Genomic DNA, 21,351 nt, shown 5'->3' with positions numbered 1-21,351 from the left:
CTCAGCCCTCCTCGACGACCGTCTCGACCACGTCGAGGAGGGTCTGCTTGCTCGGGATCTCGCCGCTGATCACCGCGGCCACCCGGCCCTCGGTGTCGAGCACCGCGGTGGAGGGCATCGTCTGGGGCGCGACCGAGCCCGAGAAGGCCAGCAGCGCCCGCCCGTCGGGGGCGTAGATCGAGGGGTAGTCGACGCCCCGCGCCCGCTCGAAGGTCGCGGCCTGGGTGGCGCTGGTGTCGCGGATGTTGATGCCCACGAAGTCGACGCTGTCGCCGAGCTCGCGGTCGGCCTCGGTGAGCAGCGGCATCTCGGTGCGGCAGGGCCCGCAGCCGCTCCACCACACGTTGACCACCGTCACGGTGCCCGGCTCGATGCTGACCGTGCCGCCCGTGGTCGTGGGCTGGTCGCGCAGCACCACGGGCTCCTCGCGCTCGTCGGGGGCGTACTCGGTGACCGCGCCCCCGCCCTGGATGTAGGTGACCCCGTCGTCGGTGCCGCGCAGCGACGAGCAGCCCGCGGTGCCGAGCACCACCGAGCAGGCCAGGGCCAGGCCGGCCGTGAGCCGGCGCGCGCGAGGGGTCATGACGGCTTCGACTCCTCCGTGGTGCCGCCGGCGGAGAAAGGCGCCGACCGGTCGCCGACCGGGATCAGGTCGCCGGCGGGCTCGGAGTAGGAGACCTGGGTCAGCCGGTCGCCGACGAAGTGCAGCGAGGTCAGCGAGCACAGCGTGCAGGTGCGGCTCTTGGGGTGGTGGAGGAAGGAGCGCTTCTCCGCGGCCAGCCGGGTGGTCCAGATGGGCAGCTGGTGGGAGACCACGACCGCCTCGTGACCGGCCGCGGCGATCCGCGCGTCGTGGACCGCCGACATCATCCGCGCGACGATGTCGGTGTAGGGCTCGCCCCAGGAGGGCTTCCAGGGGTTCCACAGGTGGCGCCACGTCGCGGGGTTGCGCAGGGCGTTCCTGCCGGCCCCGAACTGCTCGCCCTCGAACTTGTTGGTCGACTCGATGACCCGCGGGTCGGTGACGACGTCGAGGCCACGGGCCTGCGCCAGCGGCTGCGCCGTCTCCTGGGCCCGCTCCAGCGGCGAGACCCGCAGGTGGACGATGTCGCGGTCCTTGATCGTGTCGGCGACCTTCTCGGCCATCCGCACCCCGAGCGCGGAGAGGTGGAAGCCGTCGCGGCGTCCGTAGAGCACTCCCTCGGGGTTGTGCACCTCGCCGTGGCGCATCAGGTGGACGATCGTGTCGGGGCTGCTCATGCGACGCTCCTCGCGGCGGCGGCCGCACGGGCGGCGTGGGGCAGGGCGTCGAGCACGGTCTGCACGGCGCGGTCGTCGTGGGCGGCGGAGAGGAACCACGCCTCGTAGGCCGACGGCGGGAGGTAGACGCCGCGCTCGAGCATCGCGTGGAAGAAGGCGGCGTAGGCGGGGGCGTCGGTGCGCGAGGCGTCCTCGAAGTCGCGGACCGGGCCCTCGGTGAGGAACACCGAGAACATCGTGCCGGTGGCCTGCACGACGTGCGGCAGGCCGACCGTCGTCAGCGCCTCGGCGGCCGCGACCTTGATCGTTTCGGCGGCGGCGCCGATGTGGGCGTAGACCTCGTCGGTGGCCAGGCGCAACGTGGCCAGCCCGGCCGTGGTCGCGACCGGGTTACCCGACAGGGTGCCGGCCTGGTAGACCGGCCCCTCGGGCGAGAGCTGCGACATCACGTCGGCTCGACCCCCGAAGGCCGCCGCCGGGAAGCCCCCGCCCATCACCTTGCCGAAGGTGATCAGGTCGGGGCGCCAGCCCTCGACCTTGCCGTCGAGGCCCCACTGGCCCTCGCGGGTCACCCGGAAGCCGGTCATCACCTCGTCGCTCACGAAGAGCGCGCCGTGGCGGGTGCAGGTCTCGGCCAGGAAGCGGTTGAAGCCCGGCTCAGGGGGCACGACGCCCATGTTGCCCGGCGAGGCCTCGGTGACCAGGCAGGCGATGCGGTCGCCGTGCTCGGCGAAGACCTTCTCCACCGCCGCCCGGTCGTTGTAGGGCAGCACCAGCGTCAGCTCGGTCGAGGAGGCCGGCACGCCGGGGGTGCCCGGCACGGCGAAGGTGGCGAGACCCGAGCCGGCCGAGGCCAGCAGGGCGTCGACGTGGCCGTGGTAGCACCCGGCGAACTTCACGACGACGTCGCGACCGGTGAAGCCGCGGGCCAGCCGGATGGCCGACATGGTGGCCTCGGTGCCGGAGGAGACGAAGCGGACCTTGTCGACCGGCGTGCGCGCGACGATCTCCTCGGCCAGCAGGACCTCGGGCTCGGTCGGGGTGCCGTACGACGTGCCGCGCGCCACCGCGGCCTGCACCTGCGACATCACCTCGGGGTGGGCGTGGCCGAGCAGCATCGGGCCCCAGGAGCAGATGAGGTCGACGTAGTCGTTGCCGTCGACGTCGGTGAGCCAGGCCCCGCTGGCCGAGCGGATGAAGCGGGGGGTGCCTCCGACGGCGTTGAAGGCGCGCACCGGGGAGTTCACACCACCGGGGGTCACCGCGTGGGCCCGGGCGAAGAGCTCTCCGGAGGCCGTGGGCGGTGCGGGCGGGTGGGCGTCGGTGGGTGCGGGACTCACGTCCTCATCATCCCTCGCGGCGCCAACGACACGAAGTCGCGGCGGGCCCCGGAGCGACCAAGCCGTGACCGGGAGCACACCGAACCACCTGCCGGACACCTCCTCGGCGCGCCGGAGGGGGCGTTTGCGGGCCGACCGGGCCGGGGAGGATGCCCGGGCGGACGGAGAATGTGACCCACGCGACGGATCCTGGGATTCCTACCGGTCCGTAACCTGGACGTGACATCCTCCGTTAGGTCCGTCACAGGTGCTTGAGGGAGCACGACGAGCGACACCACCGGGAGACGAGAAGCATGGCAGCGAAGAAGACCGCACGCGTCAAGAGCGTGACCGCCCTGGTCCCGCTCGCGCTCGTGTCGGCGGCCTGGACCGCCTCGCTGGTCGGCCCCGCGGCCACCACCGTCCCCGTGTCGGCCGAGCTCGCCGACCCCACCTCCCTGCCCGACGGCTCGACCGTGCCGGCGCAGGCCATCGAGGCGCCGGCCTCGGTCTCCGGCGGCGGCTCCCTCGCCGGGCTCGCCGACGGCCTCGACGGCCGCCGCGCCCAGCAGGCCGTCTCCACCGCCTCCAGCTCCGGCATCCCGTCGGCCGCGCTGGCCGCCTACCAGCGCGCCGAGACCGTCATCAACGCCGCCGACAAGTCCTGCAACCTGCCCTGGCAGCTGGTCGCGGCCATCGGTCGCGTCGAGTCCAACCACGGCCAGTACGCCGGCAACACCCTCGACGCCGACGGCGTCGCCCAGCCCGGGATCTACGGCATCGCCCTCAACGGGCGCAACAACACCCAGGCCATCTCCGACACCGACGCCGGGGAGCTGGACAACGACACGCAGTGGGACCGCGCCGTCGGCCCGATGCAGTTCATCCCGTCCACCTGGCGCTCGGTCGGCGTCGACGCCGACGGCGACGGTCGGCGCGACCCGCAGGACGTCGACGACGCCGCGCTCGGCACGGCGGTCTACCTCTGCTCCGGCAGCGACGACCTGTCGACCACCGCGGGCCAGGAGGCCTCGGTCTTCCGCTACAACCGCTCCGACGACTACGTGCAGCTCGTGCTGTCGATCATGGACGCCTACACCGACGGCGACTACACCTCGGTGCCGAGCTCGACCACCGCGGCCGGCGTGATCATGCCCGACCCCGACTACACCCCGCCGAAGCCGCCGCCGGCCCGCGGACCCAGCCAGGGCGGCGGCCAGCCGCAGGCGCAGCCGCAGCAGCCCCAGGTCGACTCGACCCCGCAGGCCGAGGACCCGGCTCCCACCACCCCGCCGAAGGGCGACGGCGGGCCCACCGGCCCGACCAACCCCACCAACCCCGGTGGGGGCGGCAACGGCCCGCAGCTGCCGGTGCCCGACCTCCCCGACCTGCCCGAGACCGGCGTCGAGCCCGTCGACGACGTGCTCACCGTGGCCCAGGCGATCGTGCAGTGCACCCTCGAGGGCCTGCTCGACAACCCGCTGAGCAGCACCGACAAGTTCGACCAGTGCGTCGAGGACTACACGACGCCCTGATCGTGACCGGGGGCCCGCCCGGCCCCCGGTCCGGCCCCCGCCCCACCGGCGGGGCCGGCCGGGCACGAGGTCAGCGGCGCAGCAGCCGGGCCGCCTCGGCGGCCCAGTAGGTGAGCACCACGTCGGCGCCGGCGCGCCGGATCGAGGTCAGCGTCTCCAGGATCGCGGGCTCGCGGTCGATCCAGCCGCGCGCGGCGGCCGCCTCGACCATGGAGTACTCCCCCGAGATGTTGTAGGCCGCCACCGGCACCCGCACGGCGTCGCGCACCTGGCGCAGCACGTCGAGGTAGGCCAGCGCCGGCTTCACCATCACCATGTCGGCGCCCTCCTCGACGTCGAGGAGCGCCTCCCGCACGCCCTCGCGGGCGTTGGCGCCGTCCTGCTGGTAGGTGCGCCGGTCGCCCTGGAGCGAGGAGTCCACGGCCTCGCGGAAGGGGCCGTAGAAGGCGGAGGCGTACTTCGTGGAGTAGGCCAGGATCGACACGTCGGTGTGCTCGGCGGCGTCGAGCGCCTCGCGGATGACCCGCACCTGGCCGTCCATCATGCCGCTGGGGCCGACCATGTCGACGCCGGCGTGGGCCTGGGCGCGCGCCATCTCGGCGTAGATCGCCAGGGTGCGGTCGTTGTCGACGCGCCCGTCGGGGGTGAGCACCCCGCAGTGGCCGTGGTCGGTGAACTCGTCGAGGCACAGGTCGCTCATGACGGTCAGGGCGTCGCCCACCTCGCCCACCACGTCGGTGATGGCCAGGTTGAGGATCCCCGCGGGATCGAGCGCACCCGAGCCGGTGGCGTCCTTGTGCTCGGGCACGCCGAAGAGCATGACCCCGCCCAGGCCGAGCTCGGCGGCCTCGGCGACCGCGCCGAGCAGGCTCGAGCGCGAGTGCTGCAAGACGCCGGGCATCGAGGTGATCGGCACGGGCTCGGAGAGCCCCTCGCGCACGAAGAGCGGCAGCACGAGCTGGCGCGGCTCCAGGGAGGTCTCCGCGACCATGCGGCGCAGGGCCGGCGTCGTGCGCAGCCGCCGGGGCCGGATGGTCGGTCCGGCCACCGGCGGGTGGACGACGGGGTCCGTCGGGCCCCCGGGCGCGGCCGGGCTCACTCCGCGCGGACCTTGCGCGAGCGCGCCGACGGCTTGCGGTCGGAGGGCCGCGTGACGGCCTGGCCCTGCTCCACCATGGCGGCCCGGCGCGCGGCGCCGAAGTCGGCCAGCGCGTCGACCAGCTCCTCGACGTCGGGCTTGGGCGACATGACGTCGACGCGCAGCCCGTGCTCCTCGGCGGTCTTGGCCGTGGCGGGGCCGATGACGCCGATCACCGTGGAGGGGTGCGGCTTGCCGGCGATGCCGACCAGGTTGCGCACCGTGGAGGAGGAGGTGAAGACCACGGCGTCGAACTTGCCGGTCTTGATGGCGTCGCGGGTCGGCGCCGGCGGCGGGGTGGCGCGCACCGTGCGGTAGGCCGTGACGTCGTCGCACTCCCAGCCCAGGTCGATCAGGCCGGCCACGAGGTTCTCGGTGGCGATGTCGGCGCGCGGCAGGAAGACCCGGTTGATCGGGTCGAGGACGTCGTCGTACTCGGGCCAGTCGGCCAGCAGGCCGGCGGCCGACTGCTCGCCGGAGGGCACCAGGTCGGCCCTCAGGCCCCAGGCCGCGATCGCGGCCGCGGTCTTGTCGCCGACCGCGGCGATCTTCAGCCCGGAGAAGGCGCGGGCGTCGAGGCCGTACTCCTCGAACTTCTCGCGCACGGCCTTGACGGCGTTGACCGAGGTGAAGGCGATCCACTCGTAGCGGCCCTCGACCAGGCCGCGCACGGCCTTGTCCATCTGCAGCGGGTTGCGCGGCGGCTCCACCGAGATCGTCGGGACCTCCTCGGGCACCGCGCCGTAGCCGCGCAGCCGGGTGGAGAGGACGCCGGCCTGGTCCTTGGTGCGCGGCACGAGCACGCGCCAGCCGAAGAGCGGCTTGGTCTCGAACCACGACAGCGTCTCGCGCAGGTCGACGACCTTGCCGATGACCGTGACGGCCGGCGGGCTCATCCGGGCGGCGCGCGCGTCGGCGGCGATGTGCTCCAGCGTCGAGCAGACCGTCGACTGGGTCGTGGTCGTGCCGACGCGGGTCATGGCGACCGGCGTCGAGGCCGGGCGACCGGCGGCCATCAGGGCCTTGCTGATCTCGCCGATCATGCCGACGCCGGAGAGCAGCACGAGGGTGCGGTCGTCGGCGTACTGGCTCCAGTCGACGCTGGCGTCGCACGTGACCACGGCGACCTCGCGGTGGTCCTTGGTGGTCAGCGGGATGCCGGCGTAGGCGGGCACGGCGCTGACCGAGGAGACGCCCGGCACGATCTCGAAGCCGAGGCCGGCCTTGGCGCAGGCCTGCGCCTCCTCGGGGCCGGAGGCGTAGAGGAAGGGGTCGCCGGTCATGAGGCGCACCACGCGGCGTCCGCGCTTGGCCTGCTTGACGACGACCTTGGCGCGCGCGGCGTGGGTCAGCGGCTGGCCGTCCTCGCCGAAGCCGCCGTCGACCATCTCGGGCCCGACCGGCTCGGGGGCGGGCTCGCCGTCGGCCGGCTCCACGGGCTCGGGCAGGCCGAGCAGCGTGCGCACGAGCGCGACGTGCTCGGGGGACTCGGTGACGACCACGTCGGCCTGGCGCACGAGGTCGACGGCGCGCACGGTCAGCAGGTCGGGGTCACCCGGGCCGCTGCCGACGAACGACACCCAGCCCCGGCTCGGGCTGGTCGTGGCGCTGGTCTGGCTGGACTTGGCTCGCGTCATGCTCATGAGTCCCTGTCTGGATCGGTATCGATGGCTGGGCCTGGCTGGTCCAGCTGTCCTGCCCCGTCGGCGAGCATCTCCTGCGCCAACCGGGTGCCGACGCCGACGGCGTCGGAGGTGCTCCCGGATGCGGACTTCCGCACCGAGAGGGTTCCGTCGAGCGAGAGCGCCACGGCCCTCACCCACAGCTCGTCGCCGTCCTCGCCCTCGACGACGTCCGCGAGGGCGCCGATGGGGGCCGAGCAGCCGCCCTCGAGGGTGGCCAGGACGGCGCGCTCCGCCTCGACCGCGGCCCGGGTGGGGGCGTGGTCGAGCGCGGCCAGGTCGGTGGCGAGGGGGTCCTCGGCGCGGCACTCCACGGCCAGCGCGCCCTGCCCGGGGGCGGGCAGCACCTGCAGCGGGTCGAGCACCTCGCTGACCTCCTCGAGCCGGTAGATCCGGGCCAGCCCGGCCCGCGCCAGGACGACGGCGTCGACGTCGCCCGCGCGCACCTTGGCGATGCGCGAGTCGACGTTGCCACGGACGCCGACGACGTCCAAACCGAGACCGAGCGCGTGCAGCTGGGCGGCGCGGCGCGGCGAGCCCGTGCCGACCCGGCTGCCGACCGGCAGCTCGCCGAGGGTCAGCCCGTCACGGCCCACGACGACGTCGCGCGGGTCCTCGCGCTCGGGTACGGCGACCAGCGCGATGCCGGCGGCGGGGTAGGTGGGGAGGTCCTTGAGCGAGTGGACGGCCACGTCGACGTCGCCGCGCAGCAGGGCGTCGCGCAGGGCGCCGACGAAGACCCCGGTGGAGCTCGACTGCACCAGCGGGGTGCCGGCGGCCTGGCTGCGGTCGCCCTCGGTGGTGACCTCGACGAGCACCACCTCGCGGCCCAGCAGGTCGCGCACCAGGTCGGCCACGGTGCCGGCCTGGGTGGTGGCCAGCAGCGAGCGGCGCGTGCCCACGCGCACGGGGGCGCTCACGCGGAGCCCCGGCGGGCGTCGTCGGGCACGGCGGGGCGGGTCACGGCCGAGACCGCCTCGGGGTCGAGGGCGAAGAGCTCGGCGAGCGCCGCGGCGTAGGAGACCGCGCCGGCCTCGTTGGCCAGCTCGCGCACGCGCACGGTCGGCTCGTGGAGCAGCTTGTCGGCCACCCGGCGCACCGTGTGGAGGATCTCGGCGCGCGCCGCCTCGTCGAGGTCGGGCAGGCGGTTGCCCAGCCGGGTCATCTCCGCGTCGACGACCGAGGTGGCCATCGAGCGCAGCGCGACCACGGTCGGGGTGACGCTGGCCTGGCGACGCGCGGTGAGGAAGGCCGCGACCTCCTGCGTGACGATGCTGCGCACGGCGGCGACCTCCAGGCCCGCGTCGGAGTCCTGCACCTCGGAGGCCAGCTCGGCGAGGTTGACCAGGGTGACGCCCGGCAGGTCGGCCACCGCGGGGTCGACGTCGTGGGGCAGCGCGAGGTCGAGCAGCACCAGCGGGCGGCCGTCGGGCCGCGCGGCCGCGACCATGTCGCGGGTGACGAGCACCCCGGTGGCGCCGGTGCACGTGACGACCACGTCGGCGTGGGCGAGCTCGGCGCCGAGCTCCGGGAGCGAGGCGGGGCGCGCGTCGTACTCGCGGGCCAGGCGGCGGGCGCGCTCGGGGGTGCGGTTGAGCACGACGACCTCGCCGGCCTCCAGCCGGCTCACCGTGGCCACCGAGAGCCCGGCCATGGCCCCGGCGCCGAGCACCAGCACGCGGCGGCCGGCGACCTCGCCGATCTCGTCGCGGGCGCGCGCGAGTGCGGCGGTCACCAGCGAGGGGGCGGCCTGGTCGATGTCGGTCTCGGCGCGCGAGCGCTTGCCGACGCGCAGGGCCTGCTGGAAGAGCACGTTGAGGGAGGTGCCCACCGTGCCGAGCTCCTGGCCCAGGCGCAGCGCCTCGCGGGTCTGGCCGAGGATCTGGCCCTCGCCGACGGCCATCGAGTCGAGGCCGGCCGCGACCTGGAAGAGGTGGGAGACGGCGCCGTCGTCGTAGTGCACGTAGAGGTGCGGCAGCATCGTCTCGGTCGCCTCGCCGGCGCGGTCGACCAGCAGCGTCGACAGCTCCTCGACCGAGCCGTGGAAGCGGTCGACGTCGGCGTAGACCTCGAGCCGGTTGCAGGTGGAGATGACGGTGGCCTCGGTGACGTGGTCGCACGAGGCGACGTCGTGGACGAGCTTGGCCACCCCGTCGCGGTCGAGCGCCACCTGCTCCAGCAGCGAGACCGGGGCGGAGTTGTGGGAGATCCCCACGACCAGGACGCTCATGCCGTCTCCTCTCGGACCAGCTCGTCGTGAGCCGGGTCGCCGGGGCCCGTCGTCGCGGGCGTCGCCTCGCCCTGGGCCTTGCGCTGCTCGTGGTAGGCGAGGATCTGCAGCTCGATGGACAGGTCGACCTTGCGCACGTCGACCCCCGTGGGCACCGACAGCACGGTCGGTGCGAAGTTCAGGATGCTGGTGATGCCGCAGCCGACCATGCGGTCGGCGACGTCCTGGGCGGCCACGGCCGGTGTCGCGATGACGCCGATCGCCACGCCGTGCTCGCGCACGATCGCCTCCAGGTCGACGAAGGGGCGCACGTCGATGCCGGCGACGACCTCGTCGTGGCGGCTCGGGTCGGCGTCGAGCAGGGCCACCACCCGGAAGCCGCGGCTGCGGAAGCCGGAGAAGTTCGCCAGCGCGTGGCCCAGGTTGCCGATGCCGACGATGACGACGGGCCAGTCCTGCTCCACGCCGATCTCGCGGGCGATCTGGTAGCGCAGGTAGTCGACGTCGTAGCCGACGCCGCGCGTGCCGTAGGAGCCGAGGTAGGACAGGTCCTTGCGCAGCTTGGCGCTGTTGACGCCGGCCGCACCGGCCAGCTCCTCGCTGGAGCAGGTGCGGGTGCCGGCCTCGACGAGGCTCGTGAGCGCGCGCAGGTACACGGGGAGTCGCGCCACGGTGGCCTCGGGGATGTCCCGGGACGCCTCGGGGGAAGTCCGTGCGGTCACTGCTCTGTCTCCATGCCCAGCCGCGGACGGCGGGGGCCTGACAGCCCGGATTCGCTTCGCGGCGAATTCACTGTAGGAGTTTGTGAACGGGAGAACAAACCGGCCGTACGCCGCTCCCGCGGCCCGCCCGCCGCCTCTCCCGCGCCGTGCCGCGGGGCCTCGCGCCGCACGGGCGCGACCCGGGCTAGCACATGTGAGATGACCCACGCGCACGGGGTCGGTCCTGGGCGGGGCCCGGCGGCCCCGGGCGGGTCAGCCCCGGGTGAGCGCGGCCCGCAGCCGGGTCGGGTCGACGCGCCAGAAGTCGTGGCGGCGACCGTCGACCATCGTGACCGGCACCTCGTCGCCGTACGCCTCGACGAGGGCGGGGTCGTCGTCGATCCACACCTCCTCGAACTGCTCGCCGAGCTCGGCGCACACCTGCGCCACGACCTCGCGCGCCTGCTCGCACAGGTGGCAGCCCGGCCGCGAGTAGATCCGCACCCGCGGCGCCGCAGGACTCACGGGGCTCACGGGGCCGACCCCTCGGCCCGGCGGCGCTCGGCGGCGCGCAGCACGCCCTTCTGCACCTTGCCGGTCACCGTCAGCGGGAGCGCGTCGACGACCTCGATGCGGGTCGGGCGCTTGAAGCGGGCCAGGCGCAGGTCGCAGCGGAAGCGGATCGCGGCCACGACCTCCTCGGGCACCTGCCCGGGCGCGCGCACGTAGGCGACGACCGTCTCGCCCGTGGCGGGGTCGGGGCTGGCCACGACAGCCACCTCCCGCACGCCGACGACCTCGCGCACGACGTCCTCGACCTCGGCGGGGTAGACGTTGAAGCCCGACACGATGACGACCTCCTTGACCCGGTCGACGAGGAAGAGGTCGCCGCTCGCGTCGAGGAAGCCGACGTCGCCCGTGGCCCACCAGCCCTCGGCGTCGGGCCCGTCGCTGCCGTCGGGCCAGTAGCCGCTGAAGAGGTTGGCGCCGCGCAGGTGGATCTCGCCGGGGTCCTCGCCCTCCGGCGTGCCACCGGCCTCGTCGACCAGGCGCAGCTCGATGCCGGGCAGGGCGGCGCCGACCGAGCCCGCCTGGAGGCGCCGGCTGCACAGCGTGCTGGTGACGATCGGCGCGGCCTCGGTCAGCCCGTAGCCCTGGTGCACGACCACCCGGGTGCGGCCGAAGACCTCCTCCACCAGCTCCGGCGCGAGGGGGGCCGCCCCGGAGAGCAGCAGGCGGACGGGTCCGAGCCGCTCCTCGAGGTGCTCGTCGTGGCGCCAGGCCGCGAAGACCGGCGGTGCCACGGGCACGACGCTGCACGCCTGGTCCTCGATCAGGTCGAGCGCGTCGAGCGGGTCGAAGCGGTCGACCAGCACCAGCTTGGCGCGGTGGCGCAGCACCCCGCCGAGCACGGCGTTGAGGCCGTAGACGTGGAAGAGCGGGAGGGCGCCGAGCACGACGTCGTCGCCGTGGATCATCGGCGGGTCCACCGCCGCGACCTGCTCGAGGTTGGCCCGCAGGGCGCGGTGGCTGAGCATCGCGGCGCGCGGGCGGCCGGAGGTGCCGCTGGTGTAGAGCAGCACGGCGAGGGCCTCGGGGTCGCGCAGGGGTGGGTGGGGCCTCGAGGGCGCGGAGGCCCGCAGGTGGTCGTAGGACCGCTCGCCCGGTCGCAGCGTGGCCCCCACGACGACCAGCCGCGGACGCCGGGCCCGCGCCAGCACCTCGGGGGGCACGGGCGGCGAGGTGTCGCCGGCGGGGTCGGCGGGGTCGGCGGGGTCGGCGGGGTCGGCGGGGTCGGCGGGGTCGGCGGGGTCGGCGGGGTCGGCGGGGTCGGCGGGGTCGGCGGGGTCCTGCGCGTCGAGCAGCGCGGTCAGCCGGGCCACGGCCTCGCGGACCCGGGTGACCGAGCCGGCGTCGGCGAGCACCAGGCGCGAGCCGCTGTCGGCGAGCGTGCGCACCAGCTCGTCGCGACTGCCCCGGGGGTTGACCGGCACGACCACGGCCTGCACCCGCAGGGCCGCGAGGTAGGCGACCACGAACTCGATGCGGTTGCCGAGGGCCAGCATGATCCGGTGTCCGGCCACGACACCGGCGGCCCCGAGGCCGGTGGCGACCCGCCCGACCTCGTCGTCGAGCTCGGCCCAGGTGACGCCGCGGGCCTGCGGGCCCTCGGCCTCGACGACGGCCAGCTTGTCGGGGCTGCGGCTGGCGGCCAGGCCGAGCAGGCCGCTGAGACCCGCCTCGGAGGCGGCGTCGGACGGCGTCGGCATGCGGGCGATCTTCCCACACGGCGCACGGGTGGGAGACCGACGCCACATCTCCTAGTCTGGTCCCGTGACACCCCCGGCCGAGCGGCGCACGCTCCCCAACCTGCAGCAGCGCTCGACGCTGGCCGGCGAGGCCGCGGCCGCGGCCGCCGAGGTGGAGACCGCCCTGCACATGCCGGCCGACCCGCTGCGTGCGGCCTTCTTCGACGTCGACAACACCGTCATGCAGGGCGCGAGCATCTTCCACCTCGCCCGCGGGCTGCACCGGCGCAAGTTCTTCACCACCCGCGAGATCGTCGGGGCCGCCTGGAAGCAGGCCTACTTCCGGGTGGTGGGCGTGGAGGACCCCGACCACGTCGCCGAGGCCCGCAACTCCGCGCTCGGCTTCATCGCCGGTCACACCGTGACCGAGCTGGAGGAGCTCAGCGAGGAGATCTTCGACGAGGCCATGGCCCACCGCATCTGGCCCGGGACCCGGGCCCTTGCCCAGCTCCACCTCGACCAGGGGCAGCGGGTCTGGCTGGTCACGGCCGCACCGGTCGAGATCGCCCGCATCATCGCGCGACGGCTCGGGCTGACCGGCGCGATGGGCACGGTGGCCGAGACCGAGGACGGCGTCTACACCGGCCGCCTGGTGGGCGACATGCTGCACGGCCCGGCCAAGGCCGAGGCGGTGCGCGCCCTGGCGACCCGGGAGGGCCTCGACCTCTCCCTGTGCTCGGCCTACTCCGACTCCTTCAACGACCTGCCGATGCTCTCGATGGTCGGCGACGCCTGCGCCATCAACCCCGACTCCCGGCTGGCCCACCACGCCCGCGAGCAGGGCTGGCGCGTCCGCGACTACCGCACCGGGCGCAAGGCCGCCCGCGCCGGGCTGCTCGTCGGTGCCGCCGCCGGGGCCGTCAGCGGCACCGTCGCCGCCGGCGTCGCGGTGCGCGGCCGCCGCGGCTGAACCTCCGGAGTCGTCGGCACACTGCCGGCGCCACTGCCGGCGCCTCCACCGGCGCCACCGCACGACCCGGGGATGTAACTCCGTGTCACATTTCATTTGCCCGATTCCATTCCCACCGGCTCCGCGGCGTCCTACCATCGAGTGGCTCTGTGGGGGAGCACGTGGGGAGGACGCAGCGACATGCCGTGGGACGCCGATGACGTCGCGCGCGGGCTCGACGCCCTGCGCGCCGCGGTCGCGACCCTGCTGGCCCCCACGCCCCTCCTGGCCCCCGACGGCCCCGCCTGGTCCGCCCTGCGCACCGAGGCCGCCGGCGCCGACGACCGTCCCGGGGTCCCCGGGACCGGGGGACCCGGAGGCTTCGGCGACGGCGACCTGGCCACGTCGTCGGAGGAGTCGGAGGCCGACCGCACCCGCCTCATCGCGCTGGTCGAGCTGGCCCGCGGTGGCGACAGCGAGGCCTTCGGCCTGCTCTACGACCACTACCACGTCGCGGTCTACCGCTTCCTCTACTACCGCACCCGGTCCTCCTCGCTGGCCGAGGACCTCACCTCCGAGACCTTCTTCCGGGCGCTGCGGAGCATGCAGAACTTCCGCTGGCAGGGCAAGGACTTCGGCGCCTGGCTGATGACCATCGCGCGCAACCTGGCCACCGACCACTTCAAGGCCGGTCGCACCCGCCTCGAGCTGACCACCGAGGACATGGGTCAGCACGACGACGCGACCGAGAGCCCGGAGGCCACCGTGCTCGCGGGCCTGACCAACGAGATGCTGGTGAGCGCGCTCGGCGAGCTCCCCGACGAGCAGCGCGACTGCCTGGTGATGCGCTTCCTGCAGGGCATGAGCATCGCCGAGACCGCAGCCGTGCTCGGCCGCAGCGACGGCGCGATCAAGCAGCTCCAGCTGCGCGGCGTGCGCAACCTGGCCAAGCTGATGCCCGAGGGGATCCGCGACTGATGACCGCCTCCGCCGCCTCCCTCCCCCGCTTGCGCAGCGTGCCTGCCCGAGTGCCTGCACCCTGCTGCGATCCCGTGGCGATCGCCTCGTCACGAGGCGTAACCTTCGCGCCCGGCGCGTCGTTCTCCCTGGTGTCGGCCCACCGCGCGTCCGGCGCCCCGACCCATCTGCCGAGCCCCTCGGCGACGACGACAGGACAGCAGGGATGAGCACCGGTCACCGCGACGCCTTCCGCCCGGCACGACGCCGCGCGGAGGAGTTCGCCCGTCTCGTCGAGGACTCCTCGACCGGCCGGGCCGACGCGGCGCGCCACGCCGAGCTGCTCGCCCTCGTCGAGGCCCTGCGCGCCGAGCCCGCCCCCGAGCCGCGGCCCGACTTCGTGCTCGACCTGCGCGAGCGGCTGATGACCGCGGCGGCCTCGGAGCTGGTCGCCACTCGCACGTCCCCCGCGGTCGTCGACCGCCTCACCGTCGCTCCCCGCCACGGCCGTCGCGAGCGGCGCCTCGCCGCCGCCATTGGTGGTCTCGCGGTCGTCGGCGCCACCTCCACGATGGCCGTGGCCGCCCAGAGCGCGCTGCCCGGTGACGTGCTCTACCCGCTCAAGCGCGCGATCGAGAACGCCCACACCGGCGTCAGCGTCGGCGACGACGACAAGGGCGCGACGCTCCTGGCCAACGCCTCGGGCCGTCTGGCCGAGGTCGACCAGCTGAGCCGCTCCGGCGAGGTCGAGGACGCCGCGGTGATCACCCGCACCCTCGACGACTTCGCGGTCCAGGCCGCCGAGGCCGGCGACCTGCTCATCGGCGACTACGCCGAGACCGGTCGGGAGGGCTCGATCACCGAGCTCAAGGACTTCACCGCGACCAGCCTGGCCGACCTCGACGCCCTCTCGGGCCTGCTGCCCGAGGAGACCCGGGGCTCCCTCGTGCGCGCCGGCGACGTGCTCGCCACCATCGACGCGCAGGTCGACCAGCTGTGCCCGGCCTGCGCCGGCGAGGGGATCACCCGGATCCCGTCGTGGCTGCTGCAGGCCGTCGGCCGGCTCAGCGACGACGTGCTCACCGCCGGCACCGGCGCGCGCGCCGACTCCGAGACCACCCGTCCCCGCCAGCGCCAGCAGCCGCTGGGTCCCGGCAGTGTCACGGTGCCGCCGCAGGGCGGCCAGACCGGCCCCACCGAGGTGCTCCCCAGCCCCTCCCCCGGTGGCGGTGGCGGCGGCGACGACGGCTCCCCCTCCACCGGCGGCGGCAAGGACCCCCTCACCGACCTCCTCGACGGCGACGAGCCCGTCTCGGGTCCCGGCGGCGGCGACGTGGGTGAGGACCTCGGCGAGGTCGTCGACGACCTCGAGGACACCGTGGGCGGCGTCGTCGGTGGTGTGGGTGGCGTCGTGGGCGGTCTGACCGACCCGCTCACCGGCGGCTGATCGACTGCGACGACCCGGGCCGGGCCTGCCGGGCCTGCCGGTGCCGGACGGGCGACGAGGATCAGCGGAAGACGGACTCGCGCTCCATCAGCAGCGTGTAGAGCGTCTGCTGGATGGTCTCGCGCACCTGGTCGGTGACGTCGAAGACGAGCATGGGGTCGTCGGCGGCACCGGCGTCGAACTCGTCGGTGCGGATCGGCTCGCCGAACTCCAGCAGCCACTTCGAGGGCAGCGGCACGAGGCCTAGCGGCCCGAGCAGCGGGAAGAGCGGCGTGATGGGGAGGTACGGCACACCCAGCAGGCGGGCCAGCGACGGGATGTTGCCGATCAGGGGGTAGATCTCCTCGGCGCCGACCACCGACAGCGGCACGATCGGCACGCCGGTGCGCAGGGCGGCGGAGACGAACCCGCCGCGACCGAAGCGCTGCAGCTTGTAACGCTGCGAGTAGGGCTTGCCGATCCCCTTGAACCCCTCGGGCCACACCCCGACCAGCTCGCCGCCGCGCAGCATCCGCTCGGCGTCCTCGGAGCAGGCCAGGGTGGCGCCGCTCTTGCGGGCCAGGGAGCTGACCAACGGCATCCGGAAGACCAGGTCGGCGCCGAGCGGGCGCAGGAAGCGCTCGGCCCGGTCGTGGATCGACACCATCGTCATCAGCCCGTCGATCGGCAGCGTGCCCGAGTGGTTGGAGACCACCAGGGCACCGCCCTCGGCCGGGATGTTCTCGATGCCGCGCACCTCGATGCGGAACCACTTCTCGGCGATCGGACGCAGGGCCGCCATGAAGAAGCGCTGCGTGACCTCCTGGTCGAAGCCGTACTCGTCGACGGCGTAGTCGCCGGTGACGCGACGGCGCAGGAAGGCCAGGAAGTGGGCCAGCTGCGCCTCCCACTGCTCGCCGAACAGCTCCCGGCTGGCGTGCTGGAAGGCCGCGAGCAGGTCGGCGGCCGGGATGCCGGCGTGGGGGTGCCGCTCGCGCGCGGTCACCGCGGGCCGCGGCGACTCCCCCTCGGGCAGGGTCGCGGGGGTCTCCGTGCCGGACGGCTCGACGAGGGACTCGTCGGCGGGCTCGGCGGCGGGCTGCACGACGGGCTCGGTGGCGGGGTCCGCGGCGCCGGGGGCCTCGTCCACCGGCCCGGTCGCCGCGTCGGCGCGGCGGGCGGCGTCGGCCTTGCGTCGCACCGGACGCGGCTCGCCGCCGGCTCCGCCGGCGAGACCGCGGGCGGCCGACGACGGCGCCGTGCCCGTGCCTCGTCCGGGCCGTCCGCGGGTGCCGATGGGGATGATCTCGGCGTCACCCACGGTCGCTCCCGAGGGCCGGCACGGCGCGGGGGCCGACCGGGTCGGGCTCGGGCACGGGGAAGACCCGGCCGAGCCCGGCGAGCACGCGCTCGCTGCGCCGGGGGCCGCTGGGCATGAGGGCGGCGAAGTCGGCGAAGGCCTCCGCGGTGCTGAACTCGGGGGTGAAGCCGAGACCCTCGCGCATGCGCGTGGTGTCGACACCGCGGCCGTAGGTCAGCATGCCGAGCAGCTCGGGCGACAGGTCGGCGATCCCGGTCGAGCGCAGCGTCGAGGAGAGTCGTCCCAGGGCCAGGCCCGGCAGCGGCACGGTGGGGCGCTGGAGGCGGCGTACGGCCTGCGAGAGCATGAGGATGCCGTCGCCGGCGACGTTGTAGGTGCCGGCGACGTCCTCGGTCACGGCGTGGCTGAGCGCGGAGAACAGGTCGCGCTCGTGCAGGAACTGCAGCCGGGCGTCGTAGCCGAGCACGGTGGGCACGACGGGGCTGCGGAAGTAGGACGTCATCGGGCTGGAGACGTGAGGCCCGATCACGTTGGCGCAGCGCAGCATGGTGACGCCCACGTCGGGTCGGCGCCGCGCGAAGCCGCGGACGTAGCCCTCGATCTCGGCGACGTCCTTGGCGTAGCCCGCCCGGGCGGGACGCCGGGGCTCCATGTCCTCGGTGAACATCGCCGGGTCACGGTTGCTGGCGCCGTAGACCGTCGTCGTCGACTTCACGACGAGACGGCTCACGCTCTCGGCGCGCTGGCACGCCGCGAGGAGCTGCATCGTCCCGATGACGTTGAGCTCCTTCATCGAGTTCCTGCCCCCGGCGCCGCTGGGGGTGGAGATCACGCTCATGTGGACGACGGTGTCGACGTCCTCCTTGGCGATCACCTTGGCGATCACCGGGTTGCGGATGTCGGCCCGCACGAACGACACGTCGCCGAAGTCGCCCCGGGGCGGGGTGACGTCGACGCCGATGACACGGCTGACGGTCGGGTCGAGGGCCAGCGTGCGCGCGAAGCGACGACCGAGGTCTCGGGAGACCCCGGTCACGAGCACGACGCGGCTCACGACACCTCGACCGACCGGCCGGTCTTACTTGCCGAGCTTGCGACGCTGGACGCGCGTCTTCTTGAGCAGCTTGCGGTGCTTCTTCTTGGCCATGCGCTTGCGCCGCTTCTTGATGACAGAACCCACGGGTGAACCTTTCGAGACTGGTAGGCCCTGCGTGTCGACGCAGGGCCCGGTCAGCCTATCCGCCCGGAGGTGAGCCGCAGAATCAGGGTCGCCCGAGCAGACCGTCCCCGCCGGCAGGGCGGTCAGCCGGCGTCGTAGAAGCTGCGCCGGATGTACTCGTTGGCGTCCTCCTCACGGACGCGGAAGGAACGACCCACGCGCACCGCGGCGAGGTCGCCGTTGTGCACCAGGCGGTAGACCGTCATCTTCGAGACGCGCATCATGGCCGCCACCTCGGCGACGGTCAGGAAATTGGCGTCGGAGATGTCTCCGGGCGTGTTGGCAATCATCGAGCACCGACTTTCTGTTGCGGCACGCCACCAGCTTCCCCGCCAGTGCTCCCACGGCCACGTAGCCGTGAGAATAGGGCCAGAAGTGACTCGTGGGGAAGAGGGGACGCGAGTTGGACTGATCGGCTCGGCGTGTCGGCTTGCACGGGCCGGATCGGACCGCCCCGGCAGGGCGGTGGTCCAGTCAGGGCATGGGGTCGAGACCGTGCAGCGGGAAGACCGCCATCCGGGTCTGGTGCACCGCCCGGTCGAGCCAGGTGTCGGGGTCGTAGCCGTCGGCCCAGTCGCGGTACGCCGGGTCCTGCCCGTCGGTCATCCGCAGCGGCGCGTTGACGCCCAGGGTGTGCTCGACGTGCTCGCGCCAGCCGCCCGGCGTGGCCGAGTGCGCGTCGAGCGGGCGACCGCCCACCACCGCGAGCAGGTGGGTCCAGGCCCGCGGCACGACCTGCACCAGCTCGTAGCCCCCGCCGCCCAGCGCCACCCAACGCCCCTGCGACACCTCGTGGGCCAGGTCGTGCAGGGCGAGGTAGGCGGCGCGCTGGCCGTCGACGGAGAGCATCAGGTGCGCCAGCGGGTCGTCGGCGTGGGAGTCGCAGCCCTGCTGGGTGACGAGCACCTGCGGGGCGAACTCGCGCAGCAGCGGGGGCACGACGGCGTGGAAGGCGCGCAGCCAGCCGGCGTCGCCGGTGCCCGGGGGCAGCGCGACGTTGACCGCGGAGCCCTCGGCCCCCTCGCCGCCGGTGTCGGTGGCGAAGCCCGTGCCGGGGAAGAGCAGCTGCCCGGTCTCGTGCAGCGACACGGTGAGCACGCGGGGGTCGTCCCAGAAGGCGCGCTCGACGCCGTCGCCGTGGTGGACGTCGAGGTCGACGTAGGCCACCCGCTCCACGCCCTGGTCGAGCAGCCAGCGGATGCCGACGGCGACGTCGTTGTAGATGCAGAAGCCGCTGGCCCGGTCGCGCATCGCGTGGTGCAGGCCGCCGGAGATGTTCGCGGAGTGCAGCGAGTCCCCCGACCAGACCTGGCGGAAGGCCTCGACGCTCGCGCCGACCACGTGGGCGGAGGCCTCGTGCATGCCGCGGAAGACGGGGTCGTCCTCGGTGCCGAGCCCGAAGTCGGGCTCCGCGCGCCCCGAGCTGCCGGCGCGCACCACGGCCTCGATGAAGGCAGGGTCGTGCACCGTGACCAGACGCTCCTCGTCGGCCATGGGGGCCGGCACCATGCGCAGCCCGCCCTCGCCGACGACACCGAGCTCCTCGGCCAGCCGCATGGTCAGGTCGACCCGCAGCGGCGACATGGGGTGGCCGGGGCCGAAGTCGTAGGCCGTCAGGCTGGGGTCGAAGACGACCGTGGAAGGTCCGGGGCAGACGGGCACGCCCTCGACGCTACCCCGGTGCGGCGTGGGGCCGCGCCGGGCCCGCGGCTCAGAGGTCGAGCACGGTGGCGACGGCCGCGGCCAGCGCAGGCCCGTCGTCCTCCTGCAGGAAGTGGCCCGCGCCCGTGACCACCGGGTGCTCCAGGCCGGCCGCTCCCGGCACCGTGCGGCGCAGCACCGGGGCCATCGCCCCGGTGATGGGGTCGAGGTCGCTGAAGGCGGTGAGGAACGGCCGCTCCCAGCGGGCCAGCCGCTCCCAGGCCGCACGGTTGGCCGCGGTCGCGGGGTCGTCGGGCCGGGTCGGCACCAGCAGGGGCATGGCGCGGGGCCCGGCCTTGAAGGCCTCGTCGGGGAAGGGGGCGTCGTAGGCCTCGCGTGCGCCGGGGCGCAAGGGGCGGGCGCAGCCGGAGGCGACCAGGCGGCCGACGTCGAGCACCTCGGCGCGCTCGACCGCGCGGCGGAAGTCCCACCACACCTCGGGCATGTCGCGCTCGCCTGTGGGCAGCCCGGTGTTGGCGGCGACCACCGCCGCGAAGCGCTCGGGGTGCTCGGCGACCAGCCGCAGCCCGATCAGGCCGCCCCAGTCCTGGCCCACGAGCACCACGTCGTGCAGGTCGAGCACGTCGACGACCAGCTCGCGCACCCACTCGACGTGACGGGCGTAGGAGTGGTCGGCCACGCGCACGGGCTTGTCGGAGCGACCGAAGCCCACCAGGTCGGGCACGACGCAGCGCACGCCGCGGGCGACGAGGTCGGCGACCACGTCGCGGTAGAGGAACGACCACGTCGGCTCGCCGTGCAGCAGCAGGGCGACCGGCGCCTCCACCGAGCGCGGGCCGAGGTCGACGTAGGCCATCCGCAGGGCGGCCTCGGGCGGGTCGTCGGGGTCGCTGACCTCGGCGTAGGAGGCGGGCCAGTCCTCCTCGAGCGCGGCGAAGCGGTCCTCGGGCGTGCGCAGCACCTTCACGACCCGCTCCCCTCCTTCTTCTGCCGCCGGCTGCCGGCGTGCCAGTCCTCCTGGCCGCCCACGTCACCCGGCTCGACGCCGAAGGAGCGCAGCTGCGGCTTCTCGCGCAGGCTGCGCTTGAGCTCGGCGAAGCCCGGGAAGCGGGCCAGGCCGACCACGTGGTCCCACAGCTCGCCGGCCTCCTCCTCGCTCGGCATTCGGCTGATCACCGGGCCGAAGAAGGCCGCGCCCTCGGGCGGTGCGACGTGGAGGATCGGGGTGCCGACGTCCTTGCCGGTGAGGGCGAGGGCCTCGTCGGTCTCGGCCTGGAGCTGGGCGTCGCGGTCGGTGTCGTCGAGGTGCGCGGCCAGCCCGGCGGGCAGACCCGCCTCCTCGAGGGCGGCGGCCACGAGGCCGTCGAGGTCGGTCGGGTCGTAGGCGTCGGGCGCGACGTCGAAGACGCGGGTCGACAGCGCGGGGTAGAGCCGGGCCACCGCGTCGGGCCCGTGGTCGTCGCGCGCCTGCGCGCACAGCCGCAGCATGCGCAGGCCGGCGGTGTGGCCGGCCTCGTACTCCGGCGGGAAGTGGGCGTCGTAGTCGACGTGGGCGTTGAGCAGCCGCAGCGAGATGAAGCGCCACTCCACGTCGTAGTCGCGCTGCGACTGCACGAGCCGCACCCAGCGGCTGGTCATCCACGCGAAGGGGCACACCGGGTCGAACCAGAACCGCACGTCAGGATCGCTCATGGCCCCAGCCT

Annotated in this window: 21 protein-coding genes; 4 read left to right on the top strand and 17 right to left on the bottom strand. The window is 74.3% G+C overall.

All coding sequences use genetic code 11. The features are described 5' to 3' along the window. Position 1: 1 nt before the first annotated feature. The 3 genes from ASF50_RS17355 to hemL are packed head-to-tail and all read right to left on the bottom strand — an operon-like array spanning position 2 to position 2,600. Entirely contained in the window at positions 2 to 583 is a 582-nt protein-coding gene (locus ASF50_RS17355; protein WP_056905313.1) for a TlpA disulfide reductase family protein, read from the bottom strand. Further along, the gene (locus ASF50_RS17350) at positions 580 to 1,260 is read right to left on the bottom strand and encodes a histidine phosphatase family protein (protein ID WP_056864845.1); all 681 of its coding nucleotides are present in this window, start codon (positions 1,258 to 1,260) and stop codon (positions 580 to 582) included. The genes ASF50_RS17355 and ASF50_RS17350 overlap by 4 nt, the downstream gene beginning before the upstream one ends. Further along, on the bottom strand, positions 1,257 to 2,600 hold the full coding sequence (hemL, locus tag ASF50_RS17345; RefSeq protein ID WP_056905312.1) for a glutamate-1-semialdehyde 2,1-aminomutase: 1,344 nt from the start codon (positions 2,598 to 2,600) through the stop codon (positions 1,257 to 1,259). The genes ASF50_RS17350 and hemL overlap by 4 nt, the downstream gene beginning before the upstream one ends. 293 nt (positions 2,601 to 2,893) lie before the next feature. Between hemL and ASF50_RS17340 the strand changes: the two genes are divergently transcribed. Next, positions 2,894 to 4,114 (top strand): lytic murein transglycosylase, encoded by a 1,221-nt coding sequence (locus ASF50_RS17340; protein ID WP_056905311.1) that lies wholly within the window; start codon positions 2,894 to 2,896, stop codon positions 4,112 to 4,114. Between the two features lie 70 nt (positions 4,115 to 4,184). On the opposite strand, the gene hemB is transcribed toward ASF50_RS17340, so the two are convergent. The 7 genes from hemB to ASF50_RS17305 form a co-directional block, all read right to left on the bottom strand. Then, on the bottom strand, positions 4,185 to 5,162 hold the full coding sequence (gene hemB / locus ASF50_RS17335; RefSeq protein ID WP_082503371.1) for a porphobilinogen synthase: 978 nt from the start codon (positions 5,160 to 5,162) through the stop codon (positions 4,185 to 4,187). A gap of 47 nt (positions 5,163 to 5,209) precedes the next feature. After that, a complete protein-coding gene (locus tag ASF50_RS17330; RefSeq protein WP_056864848.1) occupies positions 5,210 to 6,889 on the bottom strand; it encodes a uroporphyrinogen-III synthase in 1,680 nt (559 codons plus the stop codon). A gap of 2 nt (positions 6,890 to 6,891) precedes the next feature. After that, positions 6,892 to 7,854 carry a hydroxymethylbilane synthase gene (gene hemC, locus ASF50_RS17325; protein WP_056905310.1) on the bottom strand — a complete coding sequence of 321 codons (963 nt, stop codon included), beginning with the start codon at positions 7,852 to 7,854 and terminating at the stop codon, positions 6,892 to 6,894. Further along, positions 7,851 to 9,164 carry a glutamyl-tRNA reductase gene (locus ASF50_RS17320; protein WP_056905309.1) on the bottom strand — a complete coding sequence of 438 codons (1,314 nt, stop codon included), beginning with the start codon at positions 9,162 to 9,164 and terminating at the stop codon, positions 7,851 to 7,853. Before ASF50_RS17320 ends, hemC begins: the two co-directional genes overlap by 4 nt. Then, on the bottom strand, positions 9,161 to 9,886 hold the full coding sequence (locus ASF50_RS17315) for a redox-sensing transcriptional repressor Rex (protein ID WP_056864851.1): 726 nt from the start codon (positions 9,884 to 9,886) through the stop codon (positions 9,161 to 9,163). The genes ASF50_RS17320 and ASF50_RS17315 overlap by 4 nt, the downstream gene beginning before the upstream one ends. 252 nt (positions 9,887 to 10,138) lie before the next feature. After that, on the bottom strand, positions 10,139 to 10,399 hold the full coding sequence (locus ASF50_RS17310; RefSeq protein WP_056905308.1) for a glutaredoxin family protein: 261 nt from the start codon (positions 10,397 to 10,399) through the stop codon (positions 10,139 to 10,141). Next, positions 10,396 to 12,135: an AMP-binding protein gene (locus ASF50_RS17305; protein WP_056905307.1), complete on the bottom strand. Its 1,740-nt coding sequence runs from the start codon at positions 12,133 to 12,135 to the stop codon at positions 10,396 to 10,398. Before ASF50_RS17305 ends, ASF50_RS17310 begins: the two co-directional genes overlap by 4 nt. Positions 12,136 to 12,199: 64 nt before the next feature. On the opposite strand from ASF50_RS17305, the gene ASF50_RS17300 reads away from it, so the two are divergent. The 3 genes from ASF50_RS17300 (at position 12,200) to ASF50_RS17290 (ending at position 15,467) form a co-directional block, all read left to right on the top strand. Beyond that, positions 12,200 to 13,084, top strand: coding sequence for an HAD family hydrolase (locus ASF50_RS17300; RefSeq protein WP_200919146.1), 885 nt, complete (start codon positions 12,200 to 12,202; stop codon positions 13,082 to 13,084). 180 nt (positions 13,085 to 13,264) lie between these two features. Beyond that, a complete protein-coding gene (locus ASF50_RS17295) occupies positions 13,265 to 14,041 on the top strand; it encodes a sigma-70 family RNA polymerase sigma factor (protein WP_056905306.1) in 777 nt (258 codons plus the stop codon). A 205-nt stretch (positions 14,042 to 14,246) separates the two neighbouring features. Further along, a complete protein-coding gene (locus ASF50_RS17290) occupies positions 14,247 to 15,467 on the top strand; it encodes a DUF5667 domain-containing protein (RefSeq protein WP_056905305.1) in 1,221 nt (406 codons plus the stop codon). Positions 15,468 to 15,528: 61 nt separating this feature from the next. On the opposite strand, the gene ASF50_RS17285 is transcribed toward ASF50_RS17290, so the two are convergent. The 7 genes from ASF50_RS17285 to ASF50_RS17260 form a co-directional block, all read right to left on the bottom strand. Beyond that, on the bottom strand, positions 15,529 to 16,767 hold the full coding sequence (locus ASF50_RS17285; protein ID WP_056905304.1) for a lysophospholipid acyltransferase family protein: 1,239 nt from the start codon (positions 16,765 to 16,767) through the stop codon (positions 15,529 to 15,531). Further along, complete coding sequence (locus tag ASF50_RS17280; RefSeq protein ID WP_056905303.1) at positions 16,760 to 17,821, bottom strand: NAD-dependent epimerase/dehydratase family protein; 1,062 nt, start codon at positions 17,819 to 17,821, stop codon at positions 16,760 to 16,762. The genes ASF50_RS17285 and ASF50_RS17280 overlap by 8 nt, the downstream gene beginning before the upstream one ends. 24 nt (positions 17,822 to 17,845) lie before the next feature. Then, positions 17,846 to 17,947, bottom strand: coding sequence for a 30S ribosomal protein bS22 (locus tag ASF50_RS18640; RefSeq protein ID WP_008356322.1), 102 nt, complete (start codon positions 17,945 to 17,947; stop codon positions 17,846 to 17,848). 122 nt (positions 17,948 to 18,069) lie between these two features. Then, a complete protein-coding gene (locus tag ASF50_RS17275; RefSeq protein ID WP_056864857.1) occupies positions 18,070 to 18,276 on the bottom strand; it encodes a helix-turn-helix domain-containing protein in 207 nt (68 codons plus the stop codon). Positions 18,277 to 18,460: 184 nt separating this feature from the next. Further along, positions 18,461 to 19,648 carry an acetoin utilization protein AcuC gene (locus ASF50_RS17270; RefSeq protein ID WP_056905302.1) on the bottom strand — a complete coding sequence of 396 codons (1,188 nt, stop codon included), beginning with the start codon at positions 19,646 to 19,648 and terminating at the stop codon, positions 18,461 to 18,463. Positions 19,649 to 19,697: 49 nt separating this feature from the next. Continuing rightward, on the bottom strand, positions 19,698 to 20,615 hold the full coding sequence (locus ASF50_RS17265; protein ID WP_056905301.1) for a haloalkane dehalogenase: 918 nt from the start codon (positions 20,613 to 20,615) through the stop codon (positions 19,698 to 19,700). Beyond that, positions 20,612 to 21,340 (bottom strand): hypothetical protein, encoded by a 729-nt coding sequence (locus ASF50_RS17260; protein WP_056905300.1) that lies wholly within the window; start codon positions 21,338 to 21,340, stop codon positions 20,612 to 20,614. Before ASF50_RS17260 ends, ASF50_RS17265 begins: the two co-directional genes overlap by 4 nt. Between the last annotated feature and the right edge of the window lie 11 nt (positions 21,341 to 21,351).

The organism is Nocardioides sp. Leaf307 (assembly GCF_001423135.1).
In the GTDB taxonomy this organism is placed as follows: domain Bacteria; phylum Actinomycetota; class Actinomycetes; order Propionibacteriales; family Nocardioidaceae; genus Nocardioides; species Nocardioides kribbensis.
Note: the sequence above shows the minus strand (reverse complement) of the source record. Positions and strands in the feature narration are given on the sequence as shown.

What these genes read in the sequence shown, in the direction of transcription:
- ASF50_RS17350 (WP_056864845.1), bottom strand. Translation starts at nt 1,260, where the DNA reads ATGAGCAGCCCCGACACGATCGTCCACCTGATGCGCCACGGCGAGGTG.
- ASF50_RS17260 (WP_056905300.1), bottom strand. Translation starts at nt 21,340, where the DNA reads ATGAGCGATCCTGACGTGCGGTTCTGGTTCGACCCGGTGTGCCCCTTC.
- ASF50_RS17340 (WP_056905311.1), top strand. Translation starts at nt 2,894, where the DNA reads ATGGCAGCGAAGAAGACCGCACGCGTCAAGAGCGTGACCGCCCTGGTC.
- ASF50_RS17330 (WP_056864848.1), bottom strand. Translation starts at nt 6,889, where the DNA reads ATGACGCGAGCCAAGTCCAGCCAGACCAGCGCCACGACCAGCCCGAGC.
- ASF50_RS17305 (WP_056905307.1), bottom strand. Translation starts at nt 12,135, where the DNA reads ATGCCGACGCCGTCCGACGCCGCCTCCGAGGCGGGTCTCAGCGGCCTG.
- ASF50_RS17295 (WP_056905306.1), top strand. Translation starts at nt 13,265, where the DNA reads ATGCCGTGGGACGCCGATGACGTCGCGCGCGGGCTCGACGCCCTGCGC.
- ASF50_RS17290 (WP_056905305.1), top strand. Translation starts at nt 14,247, where the DNA reads ATGAGCACCGGTCACCGCGACGCCTTCCGCCCGGCACGACGCCGCGCG.
- ASF50_RS17320 (WP_056905309.1), bottom strand. Translation starts at nt 9,164, where the DNA reads ATGAGCGTCCTGGTCGTGGGGATCTCCCACAACTCCGCCCCGGTCTCG.
- ASF50_RS17355 (WP_056905313.1), bottom strand. Translation starts at nt 583, where the DNA reads ATGACCCCTCGCGCGCGCCGGCTCACGGCCGGCCTGGCCCTGGCCTGC.
- ASF50_RS17275 (WP_056864857.1), bottom strand. Translation starts at nt 18,276, where the DNA reads ATGATTGCCAACACGCCCGGAGACATCTCCGACGCCAATTTCCTGACC.